Source organism: Aeromonas bivalvium, from assembly GCF_046078285.1.
Taxonomy (GTDB): Bacteria; Pseudomonadota; Gammaproteobacteria; order Enterobacterales; family Aeromonadaceae; genus Aeromonas; species Aeromonas bivalvium.
Genome location: NZ_JBGXBV010000005.1, coordinates 19,637 through 42,341, shown reverse-complemented (window position 1 = coordinate 42,341; position 22,705 = coordinate 19,637). Strand labels below are relative to the sequence as shown.

General features: G+C 63.0%; 27 protein-coding genes. 9 read left to right on the top strand and 18 right to left on the bottom strand.

Annotated features, from left to right (window positions below; translation table 11 throughout):
- Nucleotides 1–303 precede the first annotated feature (303 nt).
- Together hupA and ACEUCR_RS12810 are read left to right on the top strand one after the other, a co-directional pair.
- Nucleotides 304–576 (top strand): nucleoid-associated protein HU-alpha, encoded by a 273-nt coding sequence (hupA, locus tag ACEUCR_RS12815; protein WP_005305063.1) that lies wholly within the window; start codon nucleotides 304–306, stop codon nucleotides 574–576.
- A gap of 102 nt (nucleotides 577–678) precedes the next feature.
- Nucleotides 679–1,104, top strand: coding sequence for a hypothetical protein (locus tag ACEUCR_RS12810; RefSeq protein ID WP_042002116.1), 426 nt, complete (start codon nucleotides 679–681; stop codon nucleotides 1,102–1,104).
- Nucleotides 1,105–1,168: 64 nt separating this feature from the next.
- Here ACEUCR_RS12810 and ACEUCR_RS12805 read toward each other — a convergent pair whose 3' ends face one another.
- The 5 genes from ACEUCR_RS12805 to ACEUCR_RS12785 all read right to left on the bottom strand — a co-directional run bounded on the left by ACEUCR_RS12805 (nucleotide 1,169) and on the right by ACEUCR_RS12785 (nucleotide 4,088).
- Nucleotides 1,169–1,585, bottom strand: coding sequence for a DUF4426 domain-containing protein (locus ACEUCR_RS12805; protein WP_042002119.1), 417 nt, complete (start codon nucleotides 1,583–1,585; stop codon nucleotides 1,169–1,171).
- 21 nt (nucleotides 1,586–1,606) lie between these two features.
- Nucleotides 1,607–1,909, bottom strand: coding sequence for a DUF167 family protein YggU (yggU, locus tag ACEUCR_RS12800; RefSeq protein ID WP_042002121.1), 303 nt, complete (start codon nucleotides 1,907–1,909; stop codon nucleotides 1,607–1,609).
- Nucleotides 1,909–2,460: a YggT family protein gene (locus ACEUCR_RS12795; RefSeq protein ID WP_042002125.1), complete on the bottom strand. Its 552-nt coding sequence runs from the start codon at nucleotides 2,458–2,460 to the stop codon at nucleotides 1,909–1,911. Before ACEUCR_RS12795 ends, yggU begins: the two co-directional genes overlap by 1 nt.
- A gap of 13 nt (nucleotides 2,461–2,473) precedes the next feature.
- The gene (proC, locus tag ACEUCR_RS12790; RefSeq protein ID WP_408760328.1) at nucleotides 2,474–3,298 is read right to left on the bottom strand and encodes a pyrroline-5-carboxylate reductase; all 825 of its coding nucleotides are present in this window, start codon (nucleotides 3,296–3,298) and stop codon (nucleotides 2,474–2,476) included.
- Between the two features lie 88 nt (nucleotides 3,299–3,386).
- Nucleotides 3,387–4,088, bottom strand: coding sequence for a YggS family pyridoxal phosphate-dependent enzyme (locus ACEUCR_RS12785; RefSeq protein ID WP_042002131.1), 702 nt, complete (start codon nucleotides 4,086–4,088; stop codon nucleotides 3,387–3,389).
- A 39-nt stretch (nucleotides 4,089–4,127) separates the two neighbouring features.
- Between ACEUCR_RS12785 and tapT the strand changes: the two genes are divergently transcribed.
- From tapT to yaaA, 3 genes are read left to right on the top strand one after another with little or no spacing between them, the layout of a single operon-like run.
- Complete coding sequence (tapT, locus tag ACEUCR_RS12780; protein ID WP_042002134.1) at nucleotides 4,128–5,162, top strand: type IVa pilus ATPase TapT; 1,035 nt, start codon at nucleotides 4,128–4,130, stop codon at nucleotides 5,160–5,162.
- Nucleotides 5,163–5,170: 8 nt separating this feature from the next.
- On the top strand, nucleotides 5,171–6,280 hold the full coding sequence (locus tag ACEUCR_RS12775) for a PilT/PilU family type 4a pilus ATPase (protein WP_408790618.1): 1,110 nt from the start codon (nucleotides 5,171–5,173) through the stop codon (nucleotides 6,278–6,280).
- Nucleotides 6,281–6,314: 34 nt separating this feature from the next.
- Nucleotides 6,315–7,088, top strand: a complete 774-nt coding sequence (gene yaaA, locus ACEUCR_RS12770) for a peroxide stress protein YaaA (RefSeq protein ID WP_042002140.1) — start codon at nucleotides 6,315–6,317, stop codon at nucleotides 7,086–7,088.
- 228 nt (nucleotides 7,089–7,316) lie between these two features.
- Here yaaA and srmB read toward each other — a convergent pair whose 3' ends face one another.
- Nucleotides 7,317–8,540 (bottom strand): ATP-dependent RNA helicase SrmB, encoded by a 1,224-nt coding sequence (gene srmB / locus ACEUCR_RS12765; protein ID WP_042002143.1) that lies wholly within the window; start codon nucleotides 8,538–8,540, stop codon nucleotides 7,317–7,319.
- A gap of 118 nt (nucleotides 8,541–8,658) precedes the next feature.
- Between srmB and ACEUCR_RS12760 the strand changes: the two genes are divergently transcribed.
- Together ACEUCR_RS12760 and brnQ are read left to right on the top strand one after the other, a co-directional pair.
- Complete coding sequence (locus ACEUCR_RS12760; RefSeq protein WP_042002146.1) at nucleotides 8,659–9,369, top strand: tRNA1(Val) (adenine(37)-N6)-methyltransferase; 711 nt, start codon at nucleotides 8,659–8,661, stop codon at nucleotides 9,367–9,369.
- A gap of 191 nt (nucleotides 9,370–9,560) precedes the next feature.
- Nucleotides 9,561–10,871: a branched-chain amino acid transport system II carrier protein gene (gene brnQ, locus ACEUCR_RS12755; protein ID WP_392441559.1), complete on the top strand. Its 1,311-nt coding sequence runs from the start codon at nucleotides 9,561–9,563 to the stop codon at nucleotides 10,869–10,871.
- A 96-nt stretch (nucleotides 10,872–10,967) separates the two neighbouring features.
- Here brnQ and ACEUCR_RS12750 read toward each other — a convergent pair whose 3' ends face one another.
- From ACEUCR_RS12750 to zur, 6 genes are all read right to left on the bottom strand, one after another.
- Nucleotides 10,968–11,315, bottom strand: coding sequence for an AzlD domain-containing protein (locus ACEUCR_RS12750; protein WP_042002151.1), 348 nt, complete (start codon nucleotides 11,313–11,315; stop codon nucleotides 10,968–10,970).
- Nucleotides 11,308–12,039: an AzlC family ABC transporter permease gene (locus ACEUCR_RS12745; protein ID WP_392441563.1), complete on the bottom strand. Its 732-nt coding sequence runs from the start codon at nucleotides 12,037–12,039 to the stop codon at nucleotides 11,308–11,310. Before ACEUCR_RS12745 ends, ACEUCR_RS12750 begins: the two co-directional genes overlap by 8 nt.
- Complete coding sequence (locus ACEUCR_RS12740) at nucleotides 12,036–12,566, bottom strand: helix-turn-helix domain-containing protein (protein WP_042002155.1); 531 nt, start codon at nucleotides 12,564–12,566, stop codon at nucleotides 12,036–12,038. Before ACEUCR_RS12740 ends, ACEUCR_RS12745 begins: the two co-directional genes overlap by 4 nt.
- Nucleotides 12,567–12,745: 179 nt before the next feature.
- Entirely contained in the window at nucleotides 12,746–12,970 is a 225-nt protein-coding gene (locus ACEUCR_RS12735) for a hypothetical protein (protein ID WP_042002157.1), read from the bottom strand.
- Between the two features lie 5 nt (nucleotides 12,971–12,975).
- Nucleotides 12,976–13,437: a chemotaxis protein CheX gene (locus ACEUCR_RS12730; protein WP_042002159.1), complete on the bottom strand. Its 462-nt coding sequence runs from the start codon at nucleotides 13,435–13,437 to the stop codon at nucleotides 12,976–12,978.
- The gene (gene zur / locus ACEUCR_RS12725; RefSeq protein ID WP_042002307.1) at nucleotides 13,427–13,885 is read right to left on the bottom strand and encodes a zinc uptake transcriptional repressor Zur; all 459 of its coding nucleotides are present in this window, start codon (nucleotides 13,883–13,885) and stop codon (nucleotides 13,427–13,429) included. The genes ACEUCR_RS12730 and zur overlap by 11 nt, the downstream gene beginning before the upstream one ends.
- 136 nt (nucleotides 13,886–14,021) lie before the next feature.
- Here zur and dusA point away from each other — a divergent pair, with 136 nt between their 5' ends.
- Complete coding sequence (dusA, locus tag ACEUCR_RS12720) at nucleotides 14,022–15,005, top strand: tRNA dihydrouridine(20/20a) synthase DusA (RefSeq protein ID WP_408790615.1); 984 nt, start codon at nucleotides 14,022–14,024, stop codon at nucleotides 15,003–15,005.
- Nucleotides 15,006–15,111: 106 nt separating this feature from the next.
- On the opposite strand, the gene ACEUCR_RS12715 is transcribed toward dusA, so the two are convergent.
- Together ACEUCR_RS12715 and ACEUCR_RS12710 are read right to left on the bottom strand one after the other, a co-directional pair.
- A complete protein-coding gene (locus tag ACEUCR_RS12715) occupies nucleotides 15,112–15,426 on the bottom strand; it encodes a hypothetical protein (protein ID WP_392441567.1) in 315 nt (104 codons plus the stop codon).
- A gap of 135 nt (nucleotides 15,427–15,561) precedes the next feature.
- Nucleotides 15,562–17,166: a peptide ABC transporter substrate-binding protein gene (locus ACEUCR_RS12710; protein WP_408790612.1), complete on the bottom strand. Its 1,605-nt coding sequence runs from the start codon at nucleotides 17,164–17,166 to the stop codon at nucleotides 15,562–15,564.
- A 163-nt stretch (nucleotides 17,167–17,329) separates the two neighbouring features.
- On the opposite strand from ACEUCR_RS12710, the gene ACEUCR_RS12705 reads away from it, so the two are divergent.
- Nucleotides 17,330–18,025, top strand: coding sequence for a ParB-like protein (locus ACEUCR_RS12705; protein WP_408790610.1), 696 nt, complete (start codon nucleotides 17,330–17,332; stop codon nucleotides 18,023–18,025).
- A 90-nt stretch (nucleotides 18,026–18,115) separates the two neighbouring features.
- On the opposite strand, the gene ACEUCR_RS12700 is transcribed toward ACEUCR_RS12705, so the two are convergent.
- From ACEUCR_RS12700 to ACEUCR_RS12685, 4 genes are all read right to left on the bottom strand, one after another.
- A complete protein-coding gene (locus tag ACEUCR_RS12700) occupies nucleotides 18,116–19,519 on the bottom strand; it encodes a TRAP transporter large permease (protein WP_042002171.1) in 1,404 nt (467 codons plus the stop codon).
- A gap of 5 nt (nucleotides 19,520–19,524) precedes the next feature.
- Complete coding sequence (locus tag ACEUCR_RS12695) at nucleotides 19,525–20,061, bottom strand: TRAP transporter small permease (RefSeq protein WP_042002173.1); 537 nt, start codon at nucleotides 20,059–20,061, stop codon at nucleotides 19,525–19,527.
- Nucleotides 20,062–20,106: 45 nt separating this feature from the next.
- Nucleotides 20,107–21,096 carry a TRAP transporter substrate-binding protein gene (locus tag ACEUCR_RS12690; protein WP_042002176.1) on the bottom strand — a complete coding sequence of 330 codons (990 nt, stop codon included), beginning with the start codon at nucleotides 21,094–21,096 and terminating at the stop codon, nucleotides 20,107–20,109.
- A 218-nt stretch (nucleotides 21,097–21,314) separates the two neighbouring features.
- A complete protein-coding gene (locus ACEUCR_RS12685; RefSeq protein ID WP_111873206.1) occupies nucleotides 21,315–22,667 on the bottom strand; it encodes a sigma-54-dependent transcriptional regulator in 1,353 nt (450 codons plus the stop codon).
- Nucleotides 22,668–22,705: the final 38 nt, after the last annotated feature.

Sequence of the window (22,705 nt, the reverse complement as noted above, 5' to 3'; positions counted from 1 at the left end):
CTCCGGCGTCCTGAGTGACGACAGCAAGGGCCATCAGGCAATGGGATCTTGGCTCGGCCTCGTATTGTAAGGATATTGTTACCTCATCCAGGGGGAGCGTGACAAGTCCCTTCCATGACAGGGGCTGTTTTCGCGCGGTTGCGGTCAGAATAAGCCGCATCCTGGCTGGATCTGTGACTTTTTTCTCACTTCTTGATGAAAAGCCCAGCATTTGAGTCGGGCCTCGGGATAAAGCCTTTGCCTGAGTCTTTTTTTTTGCATAGAGTGACCAAGTGCTAAATGCCCGATCATAAAGGAAATGTTATGAACAAAGCTCAACTTGTCGATGCGATTGCCGCCAAAGCGGATCTGAGCAAGGCTCAGGCGAAAGTGGCCCTGGAAGAGATCATCAATGGTATCACCCAGAGCCTGAAAGAAGGTGATGCAGTCCAGTTGGTAGGGTTTGGCACCTTCAAGGTGAACCATCGCGCTGGCCGTACCGGTCGCAACCCGCAAACCGGTAAAGAGATCCAGATTGCCGCCGCGAACGTGCCCTCCTTTGTGGCCGGCAAGGCACTCAAAGACGCCGTCAAGTAATCTTCCAAAACCCGGCGCCCGCCGGGTTTTTTCTTCCTTCTGTCACCGCTTTTCGTTTCGGATACACTCAAGTTATACAGCTTGCTGTAGTGGAGGTAGACGATGGAACAGAAAAACGCCATTCGGCAGGTTGCCGTCCCCTGGGCTCCGTCCCGTCAACTTCCCCCTGGCCTGGTGGTGGCAGAGCTGCATCAGGACGTATGGAGCGATGCCCTGACCGTGGTGCTGGGCCGTGCCCGCAGCATAGACTTGCCCCCCCAGATCCTGTGTCGCGTGCACTTTCGCCATATCCTGGCGGTGCGGGTGATGGAGGATTGCGATCTGGCGGAGGGGAAGGACAGCCATGCCATAGAGGAGCAGATCCAGCTCATCACCCCATCCCGCTTCGCCAGCTGGTTTCATCAGGAATCCGATGGCCTGCATCTGGACGATGACATCCAGCACTACCGCATCTCGACCTGGGATTATTGCGCCGATGTGCTCACCTCCCATGCCCCCGAGCTGCAGTTTGTCGATCCCGAGCCATGATGGCGCCGCCATGATAGAAAAAGGGGCATCAGATGATGCCCCTTTTTGATGGGAGTCCCGAGGATCAATCCACGTAGAAGGTCTGCTGAAACTTGAGGGTCTCCTGCCGGCCATCCGCCATGATGTTGATGGTGAACTGATAGGTATCCTCGTTGCGATAGGGCAGCACCGCCAGATAGTAGATGGCGTCTCCCTCCTTGACCTGCTGGAAGCTGAGGGTGCGCAGGGTACCGGTCAGGTTCTTCGCCTGCCCCGTCATGCCCACCGCCAGTGCCTTGCCGCTCTTGTCCTGCACCGCAATGTTGAGGATGCCGTTGTAGCGGCTGCGCTCCAGCCCGTAGGCCTTGGCGACCTCAGGGGTCAGGAAGCTGGAGTTGAAGGCGTTATAGTGCACCTGCCAGGGACCCAGGGTCTGAGACTGCTCCGCCCGCAGCGGCAGCGTCATCAACAGGGTCAGCAGGAAAACCCATGCTGTTTTCATCGCGTCATCCTTCTCATCGAATTAGCTTGGGGTCGTGGCAAGCAGGGCGGCTATTTCAGCCGGGACCTGTCTGGGCGTCTCGATCGCCACCGTCTTGTGGCGACCGAGCTCGCCACGCAGCAGGCGAACCTGCCCCTTGGCGACCCGGAACTGTTTGGCCAGAAACCTGATGAGGTGGGCATTGGCCTGCCCATCCACCGGCGGCGCCGTGATGGCGACCTTCAGCTCCTCACCATGCAGGCCGACAATCTGATCCCGGCTCGCCTTGGGCTGGATGACCAGGTGCAGCACCAGGACATCACTTTGCCAGGCGACGGCCGCCATCAGATCATCCACCACAGCTGACCAAACAGATCACCCAATAGATAGTTTATGGCCTGCAGGCCGATAAAGGCGACCAGCACGGAAAGATCCAGGCCGCCCAGTGCCGGCAGTATGCGGCGGATGGGGGCGAGGAAGGGTTCGGTGAGCTGGTGCATCACGTACTCGATGGGGTTGCGGCCCTGGCTTACCCAGCTCAGGATGGCGCGGATCAGCAGGATCCAGAAGATCATGGAGCCGGCCTTCTTCAGCACGGTCAGCAGGGCGAACAGGCTCAGGGTCAGCCAGTCGGCGACCATGACGTTCAGGGTCTTGAGCAGGGCCAGCTTGGCGAAGGCGATCAGCAGCGCCAGCACCACGGAGGCGAGATCCAGCCCCCCCAGACCCGGAATGATCCGGCGCAGGGGCACCACCAGCGGATTGGTCAGCTTGACCACCATCTGGCTCATGGGGTTGTAGAAATCGGCACGGGCCCACTGCAGCCAGACGCGCAGCAGCACCACCATGAGGTAGAGATCGAAGACGGTATTAATCAAAAAGTAAGCAGTGTTCATCTGAACTCCTGGTTTAGAAAAGGGTTTCCATCTCGGCGGCGCGAGCGACGGCCGCCTGCATGGCCTGGGCGGTGAGCGGCATCAGCCCCTGCTCCTGGAAGGTGCGCACGGCTTCGGCCGTGGTGCCTCCCTTGCTGGTCACCTGCTCGCGTAGGGCCTGCAGCGACAGCTGGGGATTCTGCTCGACCATGGTGGCGGCGCCCAGCGCGGTCTGTTGCACCAGCAACCTGGCCTGCTGCGGGCTGAAGCCCATGGCCTCTGCCTGTTCGGCGATGGCCTGCATGAACAGGAAGAAGTAGGCAGGGGCGCTGCCGGCGGCCGCGATGACGCCATTGATGCCGGCCTCCTGCTCGACCCAGAGGGTCTTGCCGACGGACTGCATCAGCTGCTCTGCGTACAGCCTGTCCTCTGCATCGATGGCGGCGGGGGCATAGAGGCCCGTCATGCCAAGGCCGAGCAGGGAAGGGGTGTTGGGCATGGTGCGGATGATGCGTGGGTGGCCGCCGGCCATGTCGCTCAGGCGTTCGATCCGGATCCCGGCGGCGATGGAGATGAGTAGCTTGCCCTCAAGGGAACCCAGCTCGGACACCAGCTGCGCCAGCATGGTGGCCATCAGCTGGGGCTTGACGGCCAGCACTATGACCTCGCTCGCCCTGGCGGCCTTCGCATTATCCTGGGTGATGCCGATGCCAAATTGCTGCGCCAGCTCGTCGAGCTTGGGGCGGCTAGGGTTGGCGGCAAGGATCCGATCCGCCGGATAACCCGCTTGGCGAAGGCCGGCTATGATGCTGCGGCTCATGTTACCCGCCCCGATGAAGGCAATACTTCTCTGTTGCATCAAGCTCTCCTGCTGATGATGTCTGGGTATGTCGAGTTCGCTTGCGTCCCGCAGGGGCGCGGCGACGCCTGTGTGTGGCCTGCGTGCCTCATGAATAGTCGCGGGCCCCGAAGATGGCGGTGCCGACCCGGACCATGGTACTGCCATGCAAGATGGCGGCCTCCAGATCCTCCGTCATGCCCATCGAGAGGGTATCGACCGTGGGATATTGTTGCGCAAGCCGGGTGAACAGAGCCTGCATGCTCTGCATCTGTTGCCCCAGCACGTCCGGGTCCTGGGTGTGCTGGGGGATGGCCATCAGGCCGCGCAGCCGCAGCCGATCCGACTGTGCGACCAGCTGGGCCAGCCGGAAAATCTCTGATTCAGATGCGCCGGATTTGCTACTCTCTCCACTAATATTGATTTGCAGACAGATATTTAGCGGCGCAAGTTGCGCCGGCCTCTGCCGGGCGAGGCGCTCGACAAGCTTGTCTCGATCGACGCTTTGCACCCAATCGAACCGCTCTGCCACCAGCCGGGACTTGTTGGACTGCAGGGGACCGATGAAGTGCCATTCAATATCGGCGAAGTCGCCCTGGCTGCGCAGGGCATCAATCTTGGCGCAGGCCTCCTGGGCATAGGATTCGCCGAAGCGGCGCTGCCCGGCCTGGTAGGCGTCACGGATGGCCTCGACGGGTTTGGTCTTGCTGACCGCGAGCAGGCGGATGTGGGCAGGGTCTCGTCCGGCCGCGGCGGCGGCCTGCTCCATGCGTGCCCTGACCCCTGTCAGCTGTTGCAGAATCTGGCTCATATTTCGTTAACTGTCTTGTGATGGGAGAATGACAAGTCTATGGATATCACAGAGTTATTGGCCTTTAGTGTAAAACATAACGCCTCGGATCTACATCTCTCGGCCGGGGTGCCACCGATGATCCGGGTTGATGGCGAGGTGCGCAAGATCAATTTGCCGGCGCTGGATCAGCGAGAAGTCCATGCCCTCATCTACGACATCATGAACGACCATCAACGCAAGGAGCTGGAGGAGAACCTGGAGGTCGACTTCTCGTTCGAGGTGCCCAACATGGCGCGCTTTCGGGTCAATGCCTTCCAGCAATCCCGGGGGGCCGGGGCCGTCTTTCGCACCATTCCGAGCACAGTGCTGACCCTGGAGGATCTCGATGCCCCCGAGATCTTCCAGAAGATCGCCGAGTATCCCCGCGGCCTGGTGCTGGTGACCGGGCCGACCGGCTCGGGCAAGTCCACCACGCTGGCGGCCATGGTCAACTACATCAACGAGAATTTCCATCACCACATCCTCACCATCGAAGATCCCATCGAGTTCGTGCACGAGAACAAGCGCTGCCTGGTGAACCAGCGGGAGGTGCACAGGGATACCAGAAGCTTCGCCAACGCCCTGCGTTCGGCGCTGCGGGAGGATCCGGACATCATACTGGTGGGGGAGATGCGTGACCTCGAGACCATACGCCTCGCCATGACGGCGGCGGAGACAGGTCATCTGGTATTCGGCACCCTGCACACCTCGTCGGCGGCCAAGACCATAGACAGGATCATCGATGTCTTCCCCGGATCGGAGAAGGACATGGTGCGATCCATGCTGTCCGAATCCCTGCGGGCCGTCATCTCCCAGACCCTGCTCAAGCGGATCGGCGGTGGCCGGGTCGCGGCCCACGAGATCATGCTGGGCATCCCGGCGGTGCGCAACCTCATCCGGGAAGACAAGGTGGCCCAGCTCTACTCCGTGATCCAGACGGGGATGGTGCACGGCATGCAAACCATGGATCAGAGCCTCAAGCAGCTGGTGGGGCGTGGCACGGTGGCGTCGCTGGATGCCAAGGCCAAGGCGGTGGATCCCAACTCTATCTAGGAGCGCGTATGACACTCGAGTCGCTGTTGGCACAGCTGGTTGAACGGCAAGGATCGGATCTGTTCGTCACCGTGGGCAGTCGCCCCATGGTCAAGGTGGATGGCCGGCTGCAGCCCATCGATGAGGCCCAGCTCGATGAGGAGCAGACCCAGGCCCTGATCCGGGAGACCCTGAGCCCGGACCATCTCGCGCGCTTCATGGCGACTCAGGAGGCGAACTACGCCATCCACAGGCCGGGCCTTGGCCGGTTTCGGGTCAGCGCCTTCTGGCAACAGGCGTTGCCCGGCATGGTGCTGCGCCGGATAGAGACCCGCATCCCCACCTTCGAGGAGCTGGGCCTGCCCGACATCCTCAAGGAGATAGGCATGGCCAAGCGGGGGCTGGTGCTGTTCGTCGGGGCGACCGGCACCGGCAAAACCACTACCCAGGCCGCCATGATTGGCTATCGCAATCAACACAGCGAAGGCCACATACTGACGGTGGAAGATCCGGTGGAGTTCGTGCACCGGCACGGTCGCAGCCTGATCACCCAGCGGGAGGTGGGAATAGACACTGCTTCATTCGATGTCGCCCTCAAGAGCTCGCTGCGTCAGGCGCCGGATGTGATCCTCATCGGCGAGGTCCGCAGCGCCGAGACCATGGCCTTCGCCCTGCAGTTTGCCGAGACGGGGCACCTGTGCCTCGCCACCCTCCATGCCAACAACGCCAACCAGGCGATCGATCGCATCCTGCATCTGGTGCCGACCGAGAAGCACCGCCAGCTGCTGTTCGATCTCTCCTGCAACCTGAGGGGCATCATAGCCCAGCAACTGGTGCCGGCCCTCGATGGCGGGCGACGTTGCGCCGTGTTCGAGGTGATGCTCAATACCCCCATCATCAGCGACATCCTCCGCAAGGGGGAGATGCACCGCCTCAAGGAGGTGATGACCCGATCCCCTGAGCTGGGGATGCAGACCTTCGATCAGGGCCTGTTCCAGCTGTTCATGGCGGGGCGCATCGGCCTTGCCGAGGCGCTGGCCCATGCGGATTCGGCCAACGATCTGCGCCTGCAGATAAAGTTGTCCGGCAAGGGGCCCCTGGATTCTGGTACGCTGGAGGGCGTGACTGTGGATGAATAGGGGCCGCCGGCCCCTCCCTTGAGATAGGATCGTTATGCTGATTGTGGTTTCCCCGGCCAAGACGCTGGATTTCGAGTCGCCGCTGGCGACCGCCCGTTTCACTCAACCCGAACTGCTGGATCACTCCGCCCGTCTGATCGAACGGGCGCGGCAATTGAGCCCGGCCCAGATTGCCAGCCTGATGAAGATCAGCGACAAGCTCTCCGGCCTCAATGCCGCCCGCTTTGCCGAGTGGCAGCCCGATTTCTCCCCGGCCAACGCCCGCCAGGCGATCCTGGCCTTCAAGGGGGATGTCTATACCGGGCTTGCGGCCGAGGATTTCGAGGAGGGGGATTTTGACTTCGCCCAGGCGCATCTGCGCATGCTGTCCGGGCTCTACGGGGTGCTGCGTCCCCTCGATCTGATGATGGCCTATCGTCTCGAGATGGGGATCCGGCTCGACAACGAGCGGGGCAAGGACCTCTACCAGTTCTGGGGCGACATCATCACGGAGCAGCTCAATCGCGCCCTGGCCGCCCAGGGGGACGACGTGCTGATCAACCTGGCTTCCGACGAGTATTTCAAATCGGTGCGCCCCAAGGCGCTCAAGGGCAGGATCGTCACCCCGGTCTTCAAGGACGAGAAGAACGGCCAGTTCAAGATCATCAGCTTCTACGCCAAGAAGGCGAGGGGCATGATGGCCCGCTACATCATCAAGCACCGCCTGACCCGGGTCGAGCAGCTGACCGGTTTCGACAGCGGCGGCTACCGGTTCGTGGCCGAGGAGTCCGGCGACGGCACCCTGATGTTCAAGCGCTCGGAAAATTAATTGAAATAGCAGGGAACCAATCACTGGCCCCCGGGTCTTAATATGTGAATCCTCTGTTGTAAGCACTTTTTATTCGCCGACGTTCATACGTCGGCTTTTTCTTGCCTGTTCGCCGCCGTTGTCGGCACGTTCTGCCACAAAGACAGTTGCCTCATCCCGCACGCGAAGACGAAAACGGCCATCCGAAGATGGCCGTGCACAGGCAGAATCAGCGCGCGGAAGGCGCGATTATTTCTTTTTCTTCTTCGCCGATTTCTTCTTGGCATCCTTCGGCTTTTTCTTCTTCACCGGCACCCGGGCTTCCTTGTGCTTGGGACGCAGGGTGTCGATGACCCGACGCTTGAGCCGCTCTTCGGTGTAGCGCTCGATCTTGGCCACCATGGCCATGTCGTGGGCCTCCACCAGGCTGATGGCACAGCCACGGTTGCCGGCCCGGCCGGTGCGACCGATGCGATGCACATAGACATCGGTGCCATAGGGCATGTCGTAGTTGATGACATGGCTGACGTTGGGCAGGTCGATGCCGCGAGCGGCGACGTCGGTGGCGATGAGGAAGGGCACTTCACCCTCGTGGAACTTGCGGATCGACTCGATGCGCTTGCTCTGCTCCATCTCGCCACGGATCCAGGCGCAGGAGACACCGGCCGCCTGCAACTGGCCGGAGAGCTCGGCCAGCCGCTCGCGGGTACGAACGAAGACGATGGCCTTCTGGGTCTCGGGATCCTTGAGGATATGGGTCAGCAGCGCCAGCTTGTGGGCGGCGTCGTCGGCCAGGTGGATCCACTGGGTGATCTTGCGCCGTTCGCTGCGGGGCGGCTCGGCATGCAGCTCGACGGGCTCGTTGAGGATCTCGTTGGCAAATTTCTCCAGACCCGCCCCCTCCAGGGTGGCGGAGAACAGCATGGTGTGCTTGCGGTAACGCGCCTCGGCCACGATGCGGTTCACGTCCTTGATGAAGCCCATGTCCAGCATGCGATCCGCCTCATCCAGCACCAGCACCTCGATGTCGTGGCTCTCGAACTCCTCCTTGTCGATGTACTCCAGCAGGCGGCCCGGGGTGGCGACCACAATGTCCGTGGTCTTGGTCAGTGCCGGCAGCTGCTCTTCATGGCTGACGCCGCCTATGATGGTCTCGATGCTCAGATGGGTGTGCGCCGCCAACGCCTTGGCATGGGCCGTGATCTGCAGGGCCAGCTCGCGGGTCGGGGTGAGGATCAGCATGCGGCACGGCCCCGGCTTGCGGCGCGGGAAATCCAGCAGATGCTGCATGGCCGGCAGCAGGAAGGCGGCCGTCTTGCCGGTGCCAGTGGGCGCAGAAGCCAGGATGTCACGACCCTCCAGTGCGGGCTCAAGCACCATCTGTTGAATGGTGGTGGGACGGGTGAACCCCATCTCGGCCAGGGCCCGGTTGAGGGCTGGATTCAGGTCGAAATCATCAAAGGATTGGCTCATGGCAATGCTCGGTCATTAAGGAAACGGCAGATTATAGGCGATTATGGCGTCGTCTCCTATGGCTGGCGGCGGGAACTGGCTATAATCCCCGACCCTTTTTCGTCAGAGCGGGAAACAGATGAGCCCAAGCCGTGGTTTTACCTTCAAGCAGTTTCATATCGACCATGACCGCTGTGCCATGAAGGTGGGCACGGATGGCATACTGCTCGGCGCCTGGGCGCCCGTTGAGGGAGCCAGGCGGGTGCTGGACATCGGCAGTGGCAGCGGCCTCATCGCCCTGATGCTGGCGCAGCGCAGCGGCCCCGATTGCCAGATCACGGGAGTCGAGCTGGAGGCGGCGGCGCTGGCCCAGGCACGGGAAAACGTGGCGGCGTCGCCCTGGGCGAGTCGGGTGCAGATGAGGGGGGGAGCCATCCAGCAGCATGAGGCGCCGCCCTATGATCTCATTGTCTCCAATCCGCCCTATTTCGGTGCCGGGCAAGGGTTCGAGGATCCCGCCAGGGCCCAGGCGCGCCACCGGGGCTCCCTGGACAGCCGGGACTTGCTCGATGCCTGTGATCGTCTGCTCGCCCCTCGGGGACGGGTCGCCCTGGTGCTGCCGACGGCGCTGGCTGATGAAATAATATCCAGTTTGCCGCACTATGATCTGCACGAACTTTGTTATACAGCTGTTATCACCAAATCCGGAAAAGCGGCAAATCGTGTTTTACTGCTGCTAGGCAGAGAATTAAACAGGTGTGAGCGGGGTGAAATTGTGATCCATTCTGCTGATGGTGGCTATTCCAACAGATATATCCAACTGACCGCCCCCTTCTATTTGAAGATGTAAATTTCGTCTTGAACTATTTTTTCACATCATTATGCTGGCACTTAAATGAGCACCCGCCCAAGACCAGCCAAAACCACTGGTCGTGATGAAAAAACGCGCGGGGCTCCTTTTTTTTACCCGGTGAATTTCCGGGGCGATGACCAATAAAAAACTATAACAAGCAATAGTTTACAAGACAGACGAGGTTGAACTTGACGAAATCACTGACATTATCTGATGTGCTCGGATTGGGCTTTATGACCTTCGCCTTCTATCTGGGCGCCGGCAACATCATCTTCCCGCCCCTGGCGGGTTTCCTCGCTGGCGAGAACATGACCCTGGCCATGTTTGGCTTCCTGGTCACCGCCGTGGGTCTGCCGCTCATCACCATACTGGCCGTCGCCAAGGCGGGTAACGGCTGGGCCGGCATGACCAAGCTGCTGCCCGTCGGCATCGCCAGTGCGCTGGCTGTCGCCATCTATATCATCATAGGCCCGGCCTTCGCCGCCCCCCGTACCGGCCTGGTGGCCTACGAGATGGGTCTCAAGCCCTTCCTGGGCGAGATGGGTGCCCAGGGCCTGCTGATCTACACCCTGGTCTTCTTCGGTGCTGCCATCCTGGTCTCCCTCAATCAGGGTCGTCTGATGGATGCCATCGGCAAGTTGCTGACCCCGGTGCTGATGCTGTTGCTGCTGGTGCTGGCCATCGGTGTGTTCGTGGCGCCCCAGGGCACCATGCCTGCCGCAGTGGCCGACTACCAGAATGATGCCTTCATCAAGGGGATCCTTGAGGGGTACAACACCATGGATACCCTGGCCTCCCTGATGTTTGGTGCCCTGATCGTCGATATCCTGCGCAAGAAGGGCATCAATGACTACCAGAGCCAGTTCAAGTATCTGGCCATCGCGGGCGTGATCTCCGCCATCGGTCTGGCCGTGGTCTACATCTCCCTGTTCCAGCTGGGCAACTCTGCCGCCGGCGTGGCGACCGATACCAGCAATGGTGGCGCCATCGTCAGCGCCTATGTGCTGAGCCTGTTCGGTCAGCCGGGCCAGTTCATCCTGGCGGCCATCATCACCCTGGCCTGCTTCACCACCGCCGTGGGTCTGATCTCCGCCTGTGCCGACTTCTTCCACAACCTCACCGGCATGGCGTATCGCAAGCTGGTGGTGATCCTGGGTGCCGCCTGCGCCCTGGTAGCCAACGTGGGTCTGAGCCAGCTGATCAGCCTCTCCATCCCTGTGCTGGTTGCCATCTACCCGGTCGCGGTCGCCCTGGTGCTGGTCACCTTCCTGAAGGGGTATTTCGGTCGTCCCCGCCTGACGTTCCGTCTGGTGCTGGCCGTGGCCTTCCTGTTCGGTTGCCTGGATGGTCTGGGCGCTGCCGGCATGAAGATGGATGCCTTCGCCTTCTTGCCGCTGTTTGACAAGGGATTGGCCTGGTTGCTGCCGACCCTTGTGGCCTGTGGCCTGGGCGTCATGGTGCGCGGCAACGCGGGCCAGGTGAGCGACGCGACCGCCTGATCCCGACTCGCTTCCCCCAATAAAAAAAGAGCCAGCAGTCACTGCTGGCTCTTTTTTTATTGGTGATCTGGTCAGGGGCTCTGTTGCACCTTTCTGCTATCGAGTGAGGCTGGCGACTATCTCGACGACACCGTACATGGCCACACCGGCAAACACGGGCCAGCCCAGGGAGCGGGTGCGATACCAGACCGCCAGGGTCAGCGCCCCTCCGAGCAGGGTGGCCAGCCAGGAGGTGAGGGTGAGGCTGGCGGGGACCACGGAGACGCCGAACATGGCCGCTATCATGGCCGGGCCCAGCACCCTGAGCCAGACCGGCATCTGCTCCACCGTCTCCTGATTGTCGCGGCGATCCAGGTGTCGCTGCATCCAGAGCAGGGGCAGCATCCGCAGCAAGAAGGTGCCCGCCGCCGCGGCGAGCATGGCGAGCCAGAGGGCGCTATCCATGTTGTGTTTCTCCCGTCTTCGAGTTGGTTTCCATCAGGTAGAAGAGGATGGCGCCGCAGATGGCCGCCAGGGGAATGGCCGCATTGGCAAAGCCCATCATCTTGAGCACCATGGCTCCCAGGATGGCGCTGCCCAGGGTCAGGGACCACTGGCGTGAGGTAAAGCGTGGCGCCAGCAGCACCAGGAACAGAGCCGGCAGTGCGAAGGGCATCACCTCGCCGAGCAGGGGCCAGCGCGCCGTCAGCTCACCGCCCGCGATGGCCCCGAGTGCGGTGCCCCCAATCCAGCTGGCCCAGGCGAGCAGCATGGCCCCCGTGAACCAGCCCAGGCGCTCTGCCGGTGCCAGCTGTGGCAGGCGGGTGTGGGCCAGGGCGAAGATCTGATCCGTGAGGCCGTGCATCAGCCAGGGCCACCATCGGCTGCGGGGCAGATAGGGGGCCAGATTCGGTCCATAGACCAGGTGGCGGGCATTGATCAGCAGTGTCATGACCACCACCAGCCAGAGCGGCGCCCCCGAGGCCACCATGGCCACGAACAGGAACTGGGATGCCCCGGCATAGATGAGGGTGGAGACGATCACGGCTTCCCAGGGGCTGAAGCCAGCCTGGATGGCGATCAGGCCGAAGGAGACGGCGACCGGGATATAGCCCCCCAGCAGGGGCACCGCCTCGAGCAGCCCCATGACGAAGGGGCGCTGGCCTGTGGTCTTGGTTGTCTGGGTCATGGGGCGTTCCCCTTGCTTGCGTAGACGATGGTGACCAGCAGGGTGACCCAGGTCTCCCCGGCGCGATAGAGATGGGGCTGATCGGCGGGGAAGGTGTGGCTCTCCCCCGGATTCAGCCGCCTGGTGTGCCCTTCCGTGCCCACCTCAAGCTGGCCGCTGATGATGGTGATGGATTCGGACGATCCTGGTGAGTGGGGCTCGGCGCGTCGCTGTGCGTGGGGGGCGCAGGACATCCAGTAGACATCCACATGGGGATCATCCGTGCCCTGATCGATCAGCCTGACCTGCATGCCGTCGTCAAAGACGGGGGCGCAGATGGGGGCCACCAGGTTGCCGAACGGCACGTTGAGCTGAATGGCGATGCGCCAGACGGTATCCAGGGTGGGGTTGCCGCACCCCTGCTCCAGGCGCGACAGATTCGACTTGGCGATGCCGGCATCCTGGGCCAGTTGGGAGAGAGACAGGCCGCGGGCCAGTCGCAACGCCTGGAGGTGGCGCCCCAGGGTATCGAGAAGGGGTTTATCCATGATGGTTTCCTGTTCGTTATATAGAACGTTCCATATAACGAACGTTCTATATAACGAACAACCAGATGTCAAACCCTTTGGTACGGCCATCCCCATCTGGGGAGAGGCGAGGGAGGGCGGGGGACTTAGATAAGAGAAAGGCCGGCATGGGCCGGCCTCTCGCTGTCAACCGTGCGCACTCAGAGCGGCTCGGCGACGGGCTTGCCCGCCAGACCGTACCAGTGGAACCGGCTCTCGCCTGCATGCCAGGAGAAGGTGGCCCAGGGATGCTGGCTCTCCCAGCGGGGGAAGGCGATCTCCACCTTGTTGTCCTGGTAGCGATAGAGGGAGGTGCTCAGCTCGATGTCGGAGCCGATCAGCAGCAGGACAAGCCCGACGAGACACCATTTCAGCAGGCGCCACATGGCCGTTACTCGAAGCAGATTTCGATGGTGGCCCGGCCGTACTCAGAGTCGAACGGCATCATGATCTTGCTGCCATCCGCCTTGTGAGTAATGGTGTGATTGGGCCCCGAGACGATGACGGGGGTCGCCATGTCGAACTCATAGCCCTTCTCCCCCAGCATGCGCTTGGCGCCGCCGGTGACCATGTTGGTGATCTCCCCCACCATGTCGGTGACCTCCTCGTTGATGGTGGTCGGCGCCTCCCCCAGCATGCGGCGCATGATCTCCAGTGCCAGCCCCTTCTCGAAGCTGATGGAGAGAGAACCCCGGGTCTGGGGGCCGACCATGCCGATGAGACCGGAGACATCGCCACGGGCCAGCTCGTCGAGTTTGCGCTTGGGCTTGCCCGGGGTCAGCTCGAGCTGGGCCATGGTGGACAGCACGTTGAGCAGGGAGAGCAGGAACGGATTGACAAAATCAGCCTTCATGTTGACTTCCTACGGGAGGCGCGCAGCGGACGCACTGTCCATGAGCCTCTATGGTCTTGTTGGTAATGGTAAAGCCATGCAGACGGGCCTGCTCGGAGAATGCGTGGTCGATGGCATCGTCATGGAGCTCGACCACGTCGCCGCAGCGATCGCAGATCAGCAGCTGCATGGGATGAGCATGGTCGAAGTGACAGCAGAAGATGAAGGCGTTGAGGGACTCCACCTTGTGGGCAAACCCCTGCTCGAGCAGAAAATCGAGGGCGCGATAGACGGTCGGCGGCTTGGCGCTGGCCTCGGTCTTCTGCAACTGGGCCAGCAGATCGTAAGCGCTGATGGCATTGCCATGGGCAGCCAGCAGGCGAAATACCTGGCGCCGGGTCGGGGTGAAGCGAATGCCGCGCTGTTGGCAGAGGCGCTCGGCGGCTTGTAGCAATTGGTCTTGATTCATGATCACGCAAATGGCCTGTATCGTCTGCGGATACTAACATAGGGCCTCTCTTGGCGCGGCGTCAAAATTCATTTTCTGGGCGCGGCGTCCCTTGTGCTAATATCCGCCCCCTCCCATAGCCACCCGGATGATCTTTATGCAGGCGCAGCGCTTCTCCATCGCCCCCATGCTGGACTGGACCGATCGGCATTGCCGTTACTTTCACCGTTTGATGAGCCGTCAGACCCTGCTCTATACCGAGATGGTCACCACGGGCGCCATCATCCACGGCAAGGGCGATTATCTGGGCTACAGCGAGCAGGAGCACCCCATCGCCCTGCAACTGGGGGGCAGCAACCCGGCTGATCTGGCCCACTGCGCCAGGCTGGCCGAGGAGCGGGGCTATGACGAGATCAACCTCAACGTGGGCTGCCCGTCGGATCGGGTCCAGAACGGCCGTTTCGGCGCCTGCCTGATGGGGGAGCCCGCCCTGGTGGCCGACTGCATCAAGGCGATGCGCGACGTGGTGGCCATTCCGGTGACCGTCAAGACCCGGATCGGCATCGACGATCAGGACTCCTACGAATTCTTGCAGGCCTTCATCGAGCAGGTGCGCGATGCCGGTTGCGATACCTTCATCGTCCATGCCCGCAAGGCCTGGCTCAGCGGCCTGAGCCCCCGGGAGAACCGCGAGATCCCGCCGCTGGACTATCCGCGGGTCTACCGGGTCAAGCAGGATTACCCCGAGCTGACCATCGCCCTCAACGGCGGTGTCACCAGCCTGGAGCAGACGCTGGAGCATCTGCAACATCTGGATGGTGTGATGATGGGGCGCGAAGCCTACCAGAATCCCTATATCCTGGCCCAGGTGGACAACCGGGTGTTCGGCCAGCAGGGAGCGGTGCCGAGCCGCCACGAGGTGGTGCGCATGATGCTGCCCTACCTGGAGCAGGAGCTGGCCAAGGGCAACTACCTCTCCCACGTGACCCGCCACATGCTGGGGCTGTTCCAGAACATGCCGGGGGCCCGCGCCTGGCGCCGTCACCTGAGCGAAAACGCCTGCAAGCCGGGGGCCGGTATCCAGGTGGTGCTGGACGCCATGGCCAAGGTGCCCGAGCATCACGGCGAAGCCGTGGTCTGATCCCGGCCGGTATCGGACTCGGGGTCTATGACCCTGTCTCGACAAAAAGCCCCGCCTGATGCGGGGCTTTTTGTTGCCAGAGAGGTCCCCCTGGCAGCAGGGGGGCTCAGCCCTGATCCGGCGTGAAGTCGTGGATCTCGCCGCGTCTTGGCTTGAAGCGGGGATCGGCCCCCAGCTTCTGCCGGGCCAGGGCCATGCTCTGGCAGAAGCTCTCCTCCTTCTCATATTCGGCCCGCACCAGATCGATGGCGCGCTCCGCCTGGCGGCGATCCTGCTTGCTCGCCTTGCGATCGCTGAACACCTGCTGCTGATCCAGCATCCATTGCAAGAAGGCCTGACGGCACTGATCTTCCCGAGGAGGGGGGGACGCGGCGTGAGTGAGCGGACTGAGCAGCAGGGTCAGGAGGAGAAGACGAGGCATGTTCGTTGAGTGGATTGTTAGTAAGTGGCTGATTAACGGCTATTTTATGGCGTAATGGCCGCCGGGTACAGGACAAAAATGACGCCATTTCTGTTGGGGCAGGTGACCGCGACCCGGCGGTCACCTGGGGCTGGCTCAGTGGGCGAGCAGATAGAGCTGGCGGCTGTAGGCCACGTCTTCCGGATTGTTGATGGGGTAACCCTTGAGCCAGGGCTTGATCAGCCTGGCATTGGTGTACTGGTAGAGGGGGGCTATCGGGGCCTGCTCCTGCAGCAGGGCTTCGGCCCGATCGAACAGCTGGCCGCGACTGGCCTGGCTGGTGTCGCGGGAGGCCTGATCCAGCAGGGCGTCGTAGCCCGGATTCGCGAAGCGGGCCATGTTGCCGCCGTTGCTGCTGCGCCACAGTTCGAGGAAGGCGGAGGGGTCGTTGTAGTCGGCCACCCAGGAGGAGCGGATCACCTGGAACTGGCCGCTCTGGCGGCTGTCGAGATAGCTCTTCCACTCCTGATTGGTGAGTTCGACCCGGGCGCCCAGCTTCTGCTTCCACATGCTGGCCACGGCCAGGGCCAGTTTCTTGTGCACCTCAGCCGTGTTGTAGAGCAGGGTCAGGGTGAGGGGGCGCTGGGGACCATAGCCGGCCTCGGCCAGCAGCTGTCTGGCCTGGGCATCGAGCGCCTCCTGGCTCAGGGTCGAGAGCGGATTGGGCTTGGGGCTGAAGTGGGCGGTCACGTCCGGGGTGAAGTGGTAGGCGGGTTTCTCCCCCGTGCCCAGCACCTTGTCGGCGATGAGCCGCCGGTCGATGGCATAGGAGAGCGCCTTGCGCACCCGCACGTCGTCGAGGGGAGGCTGACGGGTGTTGAAGGCGTAGTAGTAGGTGCCCAGCTGCTCCGGCGTATGGACCTCGCCTGGGATCTGCTTGATCAGCCTGGCGTATTGCTCCTTGGGGAAGGATTCGGTGATGTCTATGTCCCCCGCCAGATAGCGCTGGGTGGCCGCGCTCTCCTGGTTGATGGGCAGGAAGGTGACCCTGGTCAGCACGGTGTGGGCCCTGTCCCAGTAGTGGGGATTGGGCACCAGATCGAGCCGCTCGTTGACGACCCGGTCCGCCAGCATGAAGGCGCCATTGCCGACCAGCTTGCCGGGCTGGGTCCACTGCTGGCCGTGTTGCGCCATGCTGGCCCGATGCAGGGGCGAGAGGCTGGGGTGGGTCAGCAGGTTGAGAAAATAGGGCACCGGCTGGGAGAGGCTGACCTCGAGGGTGTGGTCATCGATGGCCTTGACCCCGAGCCGCTCAGGGCTCAGCTCGCCGGCCACTATCCTGTCCACGTTCTCGAAATGGGCGAGCTGGGCGAACCAGGCGAAAGTGGCTCCCTCTTTGGGGTCGACCAGCCGGCGCCAGCCATGGACGAAATCGTGTGCCGTGACCGGATCTCCGTTTGACCAGGCGGCATCCTGGCGCAACTGGAAGCGAAAGTGCTGGTTGTCGTCACTGTGCCATGACAGGGCGACCCCGGGCTGCACGCTGCCATCCGGGCCCTGGGTCAGCAGCCCCTCGAACAGATCCCGCACCACCTGCAACTCGGGCAGGCCGACCAGCTTGAGGGGGTTCAGGCTGCTGGGCTCATCCTTGAGATGGCGCACCACCGTCTGCTCGGCGGCGAGTCTGGCATCGGGCGGAACATCGGCGGCCTGGGCAGCGCCCATGGCCAGCAGTAACAGCAAGGGGCGCCATCCTGTCATGGTCAGATCCTTAATGTGAAGCGGGGAGAAAAGTCGGCGACAAGTGCTCGCCTGCCGGTGGGAAAACATGATATCCCCATTGCTGGTCAGACCGCCAGCGCCGACCCGGGCTGGCATGGGCCCTTTTTATCTGGGTGTGAACGGGATCGGTTGAGGGGATCGAATGAAGCTAGTGTGGGTGATACTGGGGTTGTTGAGTCAGGGGGCCTGGGGGCTGGAGCCGTGTCGGCCCGAGACCCGGGTGGGGAGCTGGTGCCAGGTGGCGATCGCCAAGCTGCACCCGACCCAGGCGGGCATAGGCCAGCTGCAGGTAGACGAGACGGCGCGCAAGCTGGCGGGCAAGGATGAACAGCGGCTCGATGCCTACATGAAGAAGAAGGAGATCCCGGTCGTCATCGCCCCGGATGGCGGCTACTGGCTGGTGGACCGGCATCATCTCACCACGGCCCTGTGGCAGACCGGGGTCAGGGAGGCCAGGGTCAAGGTGATCGCCCGTTTGCAGGACGAGCACCAATTCTGGAGCCAGATGCAGAACAACCACTGGGCCTGGCTCAAGGACGAACGGGGTCGGCCCATCATGCCCCGGCAGTTGCCAGGCCGCATCGGCGCCCTGCCCGATTACCCCTACCGCACCCTGGCGGGCCTGTTGCAGGATGCCGGCTATTTCCAGAAGAACAAGCAGGTCTACTTCGTCGAGTTTGCCTGGGCCAGCTGGCTGGGCCAGCAGATGCAGTGGCTGCCGGTGACCCGGGAGAACCTGACGGCGCGCCTGCAGCAGGCCAAGCGACTCGCCTGCACCCAGGCGGCCCGGGATCTGCCCGGCTATCCCGGCAAGCAGTGCCGCAGCAAGGGGCCTTGACCGCCATGGTTGCCAGGGCGCGCCCTGATCGCCATGCAAAGCGCCACCCCAGGGGTGGCGCTTTGCATTGGTCGACGGACAGCATACCGGTCAGGGCAGCGCCAGACTGGGGCCATCCAGGTATTCCGGCAGGAACAGGGTGATCTGGGGCACATAGGTGATGAGCATGAGAAACAGCAGCAGGAAGCCGACCCAGGGCAGGCAGGCGCGGATCACCCAGCCCATGCTCTGGCCCGTGATCCCGGCGGTCACGAACAGGTTGAGCCCCACCGGCGGGGTCAGCATGCCTATCTCCATGTTGATCACCATGATGATCCCCAGGTGGATGGGATCTATGCCCAGCTGGGTGGCGATGGGGAACAGGATGGGGGCCATGATCAGCACGATGGCCGAAGGCTCCATGAAGTTGCCCGCCAGCAGCAGCAGTATGTTCACCACGATGAGGAAGCCCCAGGCGGGCAGGCCCCAGGCGATGATGGCCTCGGCGATGGCATGGGGGATCCGCTCCGAGGTGAGCACGTGGGCGAACAGCATGGCGTTGCTGATGATGAACAGCAGCATGATGCTCACCTTGGCGGCGTCGCGCACCACATGGCCCACCTCGCGGTCGAAGGGGGACCTGAGCAGGGAGAGGGGCAGCAGCACCAGGTTGCGCAGGCTGGCGGCGAGCAGGGACTCCCCCTGGTTGCGCCAGGCTACCCCCTTGAGGGGACCTATGTCGCGATAGCCGTAGACGGCGATGAAGAAGGCGTAGACCGCCGCCACCGCCGCCGCCTCGGTGGGGCTGGCAATGCCCCCGTAGATGGATCCCAGCACCAGTATGATGAGGAAGAGGCCGCCGAGTGCCTTGCCACCGCTGCCAAGCAGGGTGATGAGCCCCGGGAAGGGCTGGCTCGGCAGCCCCTTGATGCGGGCCACCACATAGATGACCACCATGATGAGGCCCCCCATCATGAGCCCCGGCAGGAAGCCGGCCATGAACATGCGGGATGCCGAGACCTCGGTCGCCGCCGCATAGACCAGCATGACGATGGAGGGGGGGATCAGGATCCCCAGGGTGCCCGCGTTGGCGATCACCCCGGCGGCGAAGGCCTGGGGATAACCGGATCGCACCATGCCGGCGATGACGATGCTGCCGATGGCGGCCACGGTCGCCGGGCTGGAGCCGCACACGGCGGCGAACAGCATGCAGGCCATGACGGAGGCCATGGCGAGGCCGCCACGGATGTGACCGACGGAGTCCATGGCGAAGTTGATGATCCGCTTGGCCACGCCGCCGGTCGACAGAAAGGCGGACGACAGCACGAAGAAGGGGATGGCGAGCAGGGTGTAGTGCTCCGATGTGGCCTCGAACAGCTTGAGCGCCAGGGAGGCGAGGGAGTCGTTGGAGAAGAGCAGTATGGTGGTCACGCTGGAGAGGCCGAGGGCCACCGCGATGGGCATGCCGAGCAACATGGAGAGGATCAGCAGGGTAAAGAGGGTCAGTGTTGCCATTGTGGTTATACCTTCTGATCCGGGCCGTGGTCGATGAGGTGCATGCTCTCCCTGGCTTCATCGGCGAGGGCGAAGCCCTGCATCTGGCCGCGCCACACCATGACGCCGACCCCGAGGAAGCGGACGAACAGCAGGGCCAGGCCGATGGGCAGTATGCTCATGGCTTGCCAGCGGGGGATGGGCAGATCCTCCATCTCGATGCCGATCATCTTGAGCTTGGCCAGGTAGATCCAGGCACCGTAGAAATAGAAGCCGCAGTAGACCAGGCACAGGCCTACGGCCAGCAGGGTCAGGCGGCGCTGCCAATGGGCGGGCAGCACCTTGATGAAGGCATCCACGCCGATATGGGCGCCGACCCGCACCCCCCAGGAGGCGCCGAACAGCACCATCCAGGCGCAGAGGTTGAGGGTTAGCTCCTGGGCCCAGAGCAGGCCGGTATCGAAGAAGAAGCGCATCACCACTTCGATGAAGACCAGCAGGGTGGTGCTGACCAGGAGCAGGCCTATGATGGCCTCCTCCAGCTGATAGACGAATTTTTTCATGGGATCCTCCGGGCGGCGCCCAGACGTCGGGCGCCGCTGGCTGGCTTAGGGCTGGTTGGCGGCGACGGCGGCGTCGAGGAGCTCCTTGCCGATGGCCCCCTCGAATTGCTGCCAGACCGGCTTCATCGCCTCGACCCACTGGTTGCGCTCGGCGTCGGTCAGGGTAACCAGCTGGCTCTTGCCGGAGGCGAAGATGGCGGCCTTGTCCTCGCTATCTTTCTCGGCGGCAATCTTGTTGCCGTAGGCGACCGACTCATCCAGCGCTTTTTTCAGCTCGCTGCGGACCCCATCCGGCAGGCCGTTCCAGAACTCGGCGTTGGTGACGATCAGGTAATCCAGCACCCCGTGGTTGCTTTCGGTGATATAGGGCTGCACCTCGAAGAACTTCTGGGAGTAAATGTTGGACCAGGTGTTCTCCTGGCCGTCGATGGCCTTGGTCTGGAGCAGGGTGAACACCTCGGCGAAGGGCTTTTTCACCGGCACGGCATGGATGGCCTCGAACTGGGCGGCCAGCACGTCCGAGGTCTGGATGCGGAACTTCTTGCCCTTGGCGTCCGCCGGGGTCTTGAGGGGATTGCTGGCGGAGATCTGCTTCATGCCGTTGTGCAGATAGCCCAGGCCCACCAGACCGTACTTCTCGAGGGAGCCCAGCATGGCCTGCCCCTCCTTGCCCTGCTGGAATCGGTCGACTGCGGCCATGTCATTGAACAGGAAGGGCAAGTCGAAGATCTGCAGCTGATCCGTGTACTTCTGGAACTTGGAGAGGGAGGGGGCGATCATCTGTACGTCGCCAAGCAGCATGGCCTCCAGCTCCTTGCCATCGCCGAACAGCTGGGAGTTGGGGTAGACCTTGACCTCCACCTGACCCTGGAGGCGCTCATCCACCAGCTGCTTGAAGTGGGTCGCCATCTGGCCCTTGGGGGTGTTCTCCGCCACCACGTGGGAGAACTTGAGCTCGATGGGGGCGGCGACGGCCGAGGAGAGGCCGAGCGCCAGGGTGAGGGCGGCGGTCAGGGTGCGGATGTGAAATGTCATGTCTCTCTTCCTTGTGTGTGAGTGCAGGTCATTGCTACCTGGCATCGCAACTTGCATGCCAGATTTCACAATAGATCAACATTTCATTAACGGCGGGCGTTCGGGAGGGATGGGGGAGGGTGGCTGCCCGGGAAAAAGGGGGGAAATCCCCCCATCCGTGCCCAGGGCCGGGTGATCTTCCCCCCATGGGGGGCGTTGGCGGGCAGCACCAGGGCGGGCTAGTCCGCCCCCTCCTCGCCGAGCTTGTAGTCCTGCTTGTCGAGGCCGTACTTGCGCATCTTGTCGTAGAGGGTCTTGCGCGGCAGCCCCAGGGTCTCCTGCACCTCCTTGAGCCGGCCCCTGTGCTGGCTCAGGGTGTCGGTCAGCAGTATCCGCTCGAAGCGATCCACCTGCTCGGCCAGGGTCAGGGCCTCGCGCCCCAGGCTGAGGTCGGCGAAGGCCCCCTCTTCCCCCAGCAGCACGCAGCGTTCGGCCAGGTTGCGCAGCTCGCGCACATTGCCCGGCCAGTCGTGGGCCAGCAGCCAGGCCCGCTGCTCGGCCCCGATCCTGGGGGGCGCCAGCTGATAGCGGGTCGCCGCCACCCGCAGGAAGTTTTCGAACAGGAGGGGCACGTCCTCCTTGCGCTCCCGCAATGGGGGGATATCCACCCGCACCACATTGAGCCGGTAATAGAGGTCGGCGCGAAAGGCGCCCTGCTCGACCAGGGTCTTCAGATCCACCTTGCTGGCCGCCAGCACCCGTATGTCCAGGGGGATGGGGTGATTGGTACCGAGGGGCTCGACCTTTCTGTCTTCCAGCACCCGCAGCAGCTTGATCTGCAGCGCCATCGGCATGCTCTCTATCTCGTCGAGAAAGAGGGTGCCCCTGTCTGCCCAGGCGATCTTGCCTACCCGGCGCTTCTGGGCCCCGGTGAAGGCGCCGGCCTCGAAGCCGAACAGCTCGCTCTCCATCATGGTCTCGGGCACGGCGCCGCAGTTGATGGCGACGAAGGGCTCGGTGGCGCGCACCGAATGGTCGTGCAGGAAGCGGGCGACCAGCTCCTTGCCGCTCCCCGTCTCCCCCATGATCAGCACGTCGGCGGGGGCATCCTTGATGTGGGTGAGGAGCTGGCGCAGCCGCTTGATGGCCGGGTGGGCACCGAGCAGGCGCGGTCCAGGCCCGCTCTGGGCCTCCAGTTCGCTGCGCAGCTCCCGGTTCTCCAGCACCAGGCGCCGCTTGTCACAGGCACGGCGCACCACCTCCAGCAGCTGCTCAGTGCCAAACGGCTTCTCGATGAAGTCATAGGCCCCCAGGCGCATGGCCTGTACTGCGGTGGAGATGTCGCCATGCCCCGTGAGCAGGATCACCGGCAGCTCGGCGTCGCGGCCCATGGCCTCCTCGAGCAGGGCGATGCCGTTCATGCCGGGCATGTTGATGTCGCTGATGATGATGCCGGGCCACTGGGGGCTGATGTGGGGCAGGGCCTCTGCGGCGCTGGCGAAGGTGGTGACCTGCCACTGGGCCAGCTCCAGGGTCTGACCGAGGGAGAGGCGCAGATGGTGTTCATCGTCGATCAGCATGACTTGGTTCATGGGGTTCTCCTCGATCGGGCGGGGATGGTCGGGCGCAC

What these genes read in the sequence shown, in the direction of transcription:
- hupA (WP_005305063.1), top strand. Translation starts at nt 304, where the DNA reads ATGAACAAAGCTCAACTTGTCGATGCGATTGCCGCCAAAGCGGATCTG.
- ACEUCR_RS12810 (WP_042002116.1), top strand. Translation starts at nt 679, where the DNA reads ATGGAACAGAAAAACGCCATTCGGCAGGTTGCCGTCCCCTGGGCTCCG.
- ACEUCR_RS12805 (WP_042002119.1), bottom strand. Translation starts at nt 1,585, where the DNA reads ATGAAAACAGCATGGGTTTTCCTGCTGACCCTGTTGATGACGCTGCCG.
- yggU (WP_042002121.1), bottom strand. Translation starts at nt 1,909, where the DNA reads ATGGCGGCCGTCGCCTGGCAAAGTGATGTCCTGGTGCTGCACCTGGTC.
- ACEUCR_RS12795 (WP_042002125.1), bottom strand. Translation starts at nt 2,460, where the DNA reads ATGAACACTGCTTACTTTTTGATTAATACCGTCTTCGATCTCTACCTC.
- proC (WP_408760328.1), bottom strand. Translation starts at nt 3,298, where the DNA reads ATGCAACAGAGAAGTATTGCCTTCATCGGGGCGGGTAACATGAGCCGC.
- ACEUCR_RS12785 (WP_042002131.1), bottom strand. Translation starts at nt 4,088, where the DNA reads ATGAGCCAGATTCTGCAACAGCTGACAGGGGTCAGGGCACGCATGGAG.
- tapT (WP_042002134.1), top strand. Translation starts at nt 4,128, where the DNA reads ATGGATATCACAGAGTTATTGGCCTTTAGTGTAAAACATAACGCCTCG.
- ACEUCR_RS12775 (WP_408790618.1), top strand. Translation starts at nt 5,171, where the DNA reads ATGACACTCGAGTCGCTGTTGGCACAGCTGGTTGAACGGCAAGGATCG.
- yaaA (WP_042002140.1), top strand. Translation starts at nt 6,315, where the DNA reads ATGCTGATTGTGGTTTCCCCGGCCAAGACGCTGGATTTCGAGTCGCCG.
- srmB (WP_042002143.1), bottom strand. Translation starts at nt 8,540, where the DNA reads ATGAGCCAATCCTTTGATGATTTCGACCTGAATCCAGCCCTCAACCGG.
- ACEUCR_RS12760 (WP_042002146.1), top strand. Translation starts at nt 8,659, where the DNA reads ATGAGCCCAAGCCGTGGTTTTACCTTCAAGCAGTTTCATATCGACCAT.
- ACEUCR_RS12750 (WP_042002151.1), bottom strand. Translation starts at nt 11,315, where the DNA reads ATGGATAGCGCCCTCTGGCTCGCCATGCTCGCCGCGGCGGCGGGCACC.
- ACEUCR_RS12745 (WP_392441563.1), bottom strand. Translation starts at nt 12,039, where the DNA reads ATGACCCAGACAACCAAGACCACAGGCCAGCGCCCCTTCGTCATGGGG.
- ACEUCR_RS12740 (WP_042002155.1), bottom strand. Translation starts at nt 12,566, where the DNA reads ATGGATAAACCCCTTCTCGATACCCTGGGGCGCCACCTCCAGGCGTTG.
- ACEUCR_RS12735 (WP_042002157.1), bottom strand. Translation starts at nt 12,970, where the DNA reads ATGTGGCGCCTGCTGAAATGGTGTCTCGTCGGGCTTGTCCTGCTGCTG.
- ACEUCR_RS12730 (WP_042002159.1), bottom strand. Translation starts at nt 13,437, where the DNA reads ATGAAGGCTGATTTTGTCAATCCGTTCCTGCTCTCCCTGCTCAACGTG.
- zur (WP_042002307.1), bottom strand. Translation starts at nt 13,885, where the DNA reads ATGAATCAAGACCAATTGCTACAAGCCGCCGAGCGCCTCTGCCAACAG.
- dusA (WP_408790615.1), top strand. Translation starts at nt 14,022, where the DNA reads ATGCAGGCGCAGCGCTTCTCCATCGCCCCCATGCTGGACTGGACCGAT.
- ACEUCR_RS12715 (WP_392441567.1), bottom strand. Translation starts at nt 15,426, where the DNA reads ATGCCTCGTCTTCTCCTCCTGACCCTGCTGCTCAGTCCGCTCACTCAC.
- ACEUCR_RS12710 (WP_408790612.1), bottom strand. Translation starts at nt 17,166, where the DNA reads ATGACAGGATGGCGCCCCTTGCTGTTACTGCTGGCCATGGGCGCTGCC.
- ACEUCR_RS12705 (WP_408790610.1), top strand. Translation starts at nt 17,330, where the DNA reads ATGAAGCTAGTGTGGGTGATACTGGGGTTGTTGAGTCAGGGGGCCTGG.
- ACEUCR_RS12700 (WP_042002171.1), bottom strand. Translation starts at nt 19,519, where the DNA reads ATGGCAACACTGACCCTCTTTACCCTGCTGATCCTCTCCATGTTGCTC.
- ACEUCR_RS12695 (WP_042002173.1), bottom strand. Translation starts at nt 20,061, where the DNA reads ATGAAAAAATTCGTCTATCAGCTGGAGGAGGCCATCATAGGCCTGCTC.
- ACEUCR_RS12690 (WP_042002176.1), bottom strand. Translation starts at nt 21,096, where the DNA reads ATGACATTTCACATCCGCACCCTGACCGCCGCCCTCACCCTGGCGCTC.
- ACEUCR_RS12685 (WP_111873206.1), bottom strand. Translation starts at nt 22,667, where the DNA reads ATGAACCAAGTCATGCTGATCGACGATGAACACCATCTGCGCCTCTCC.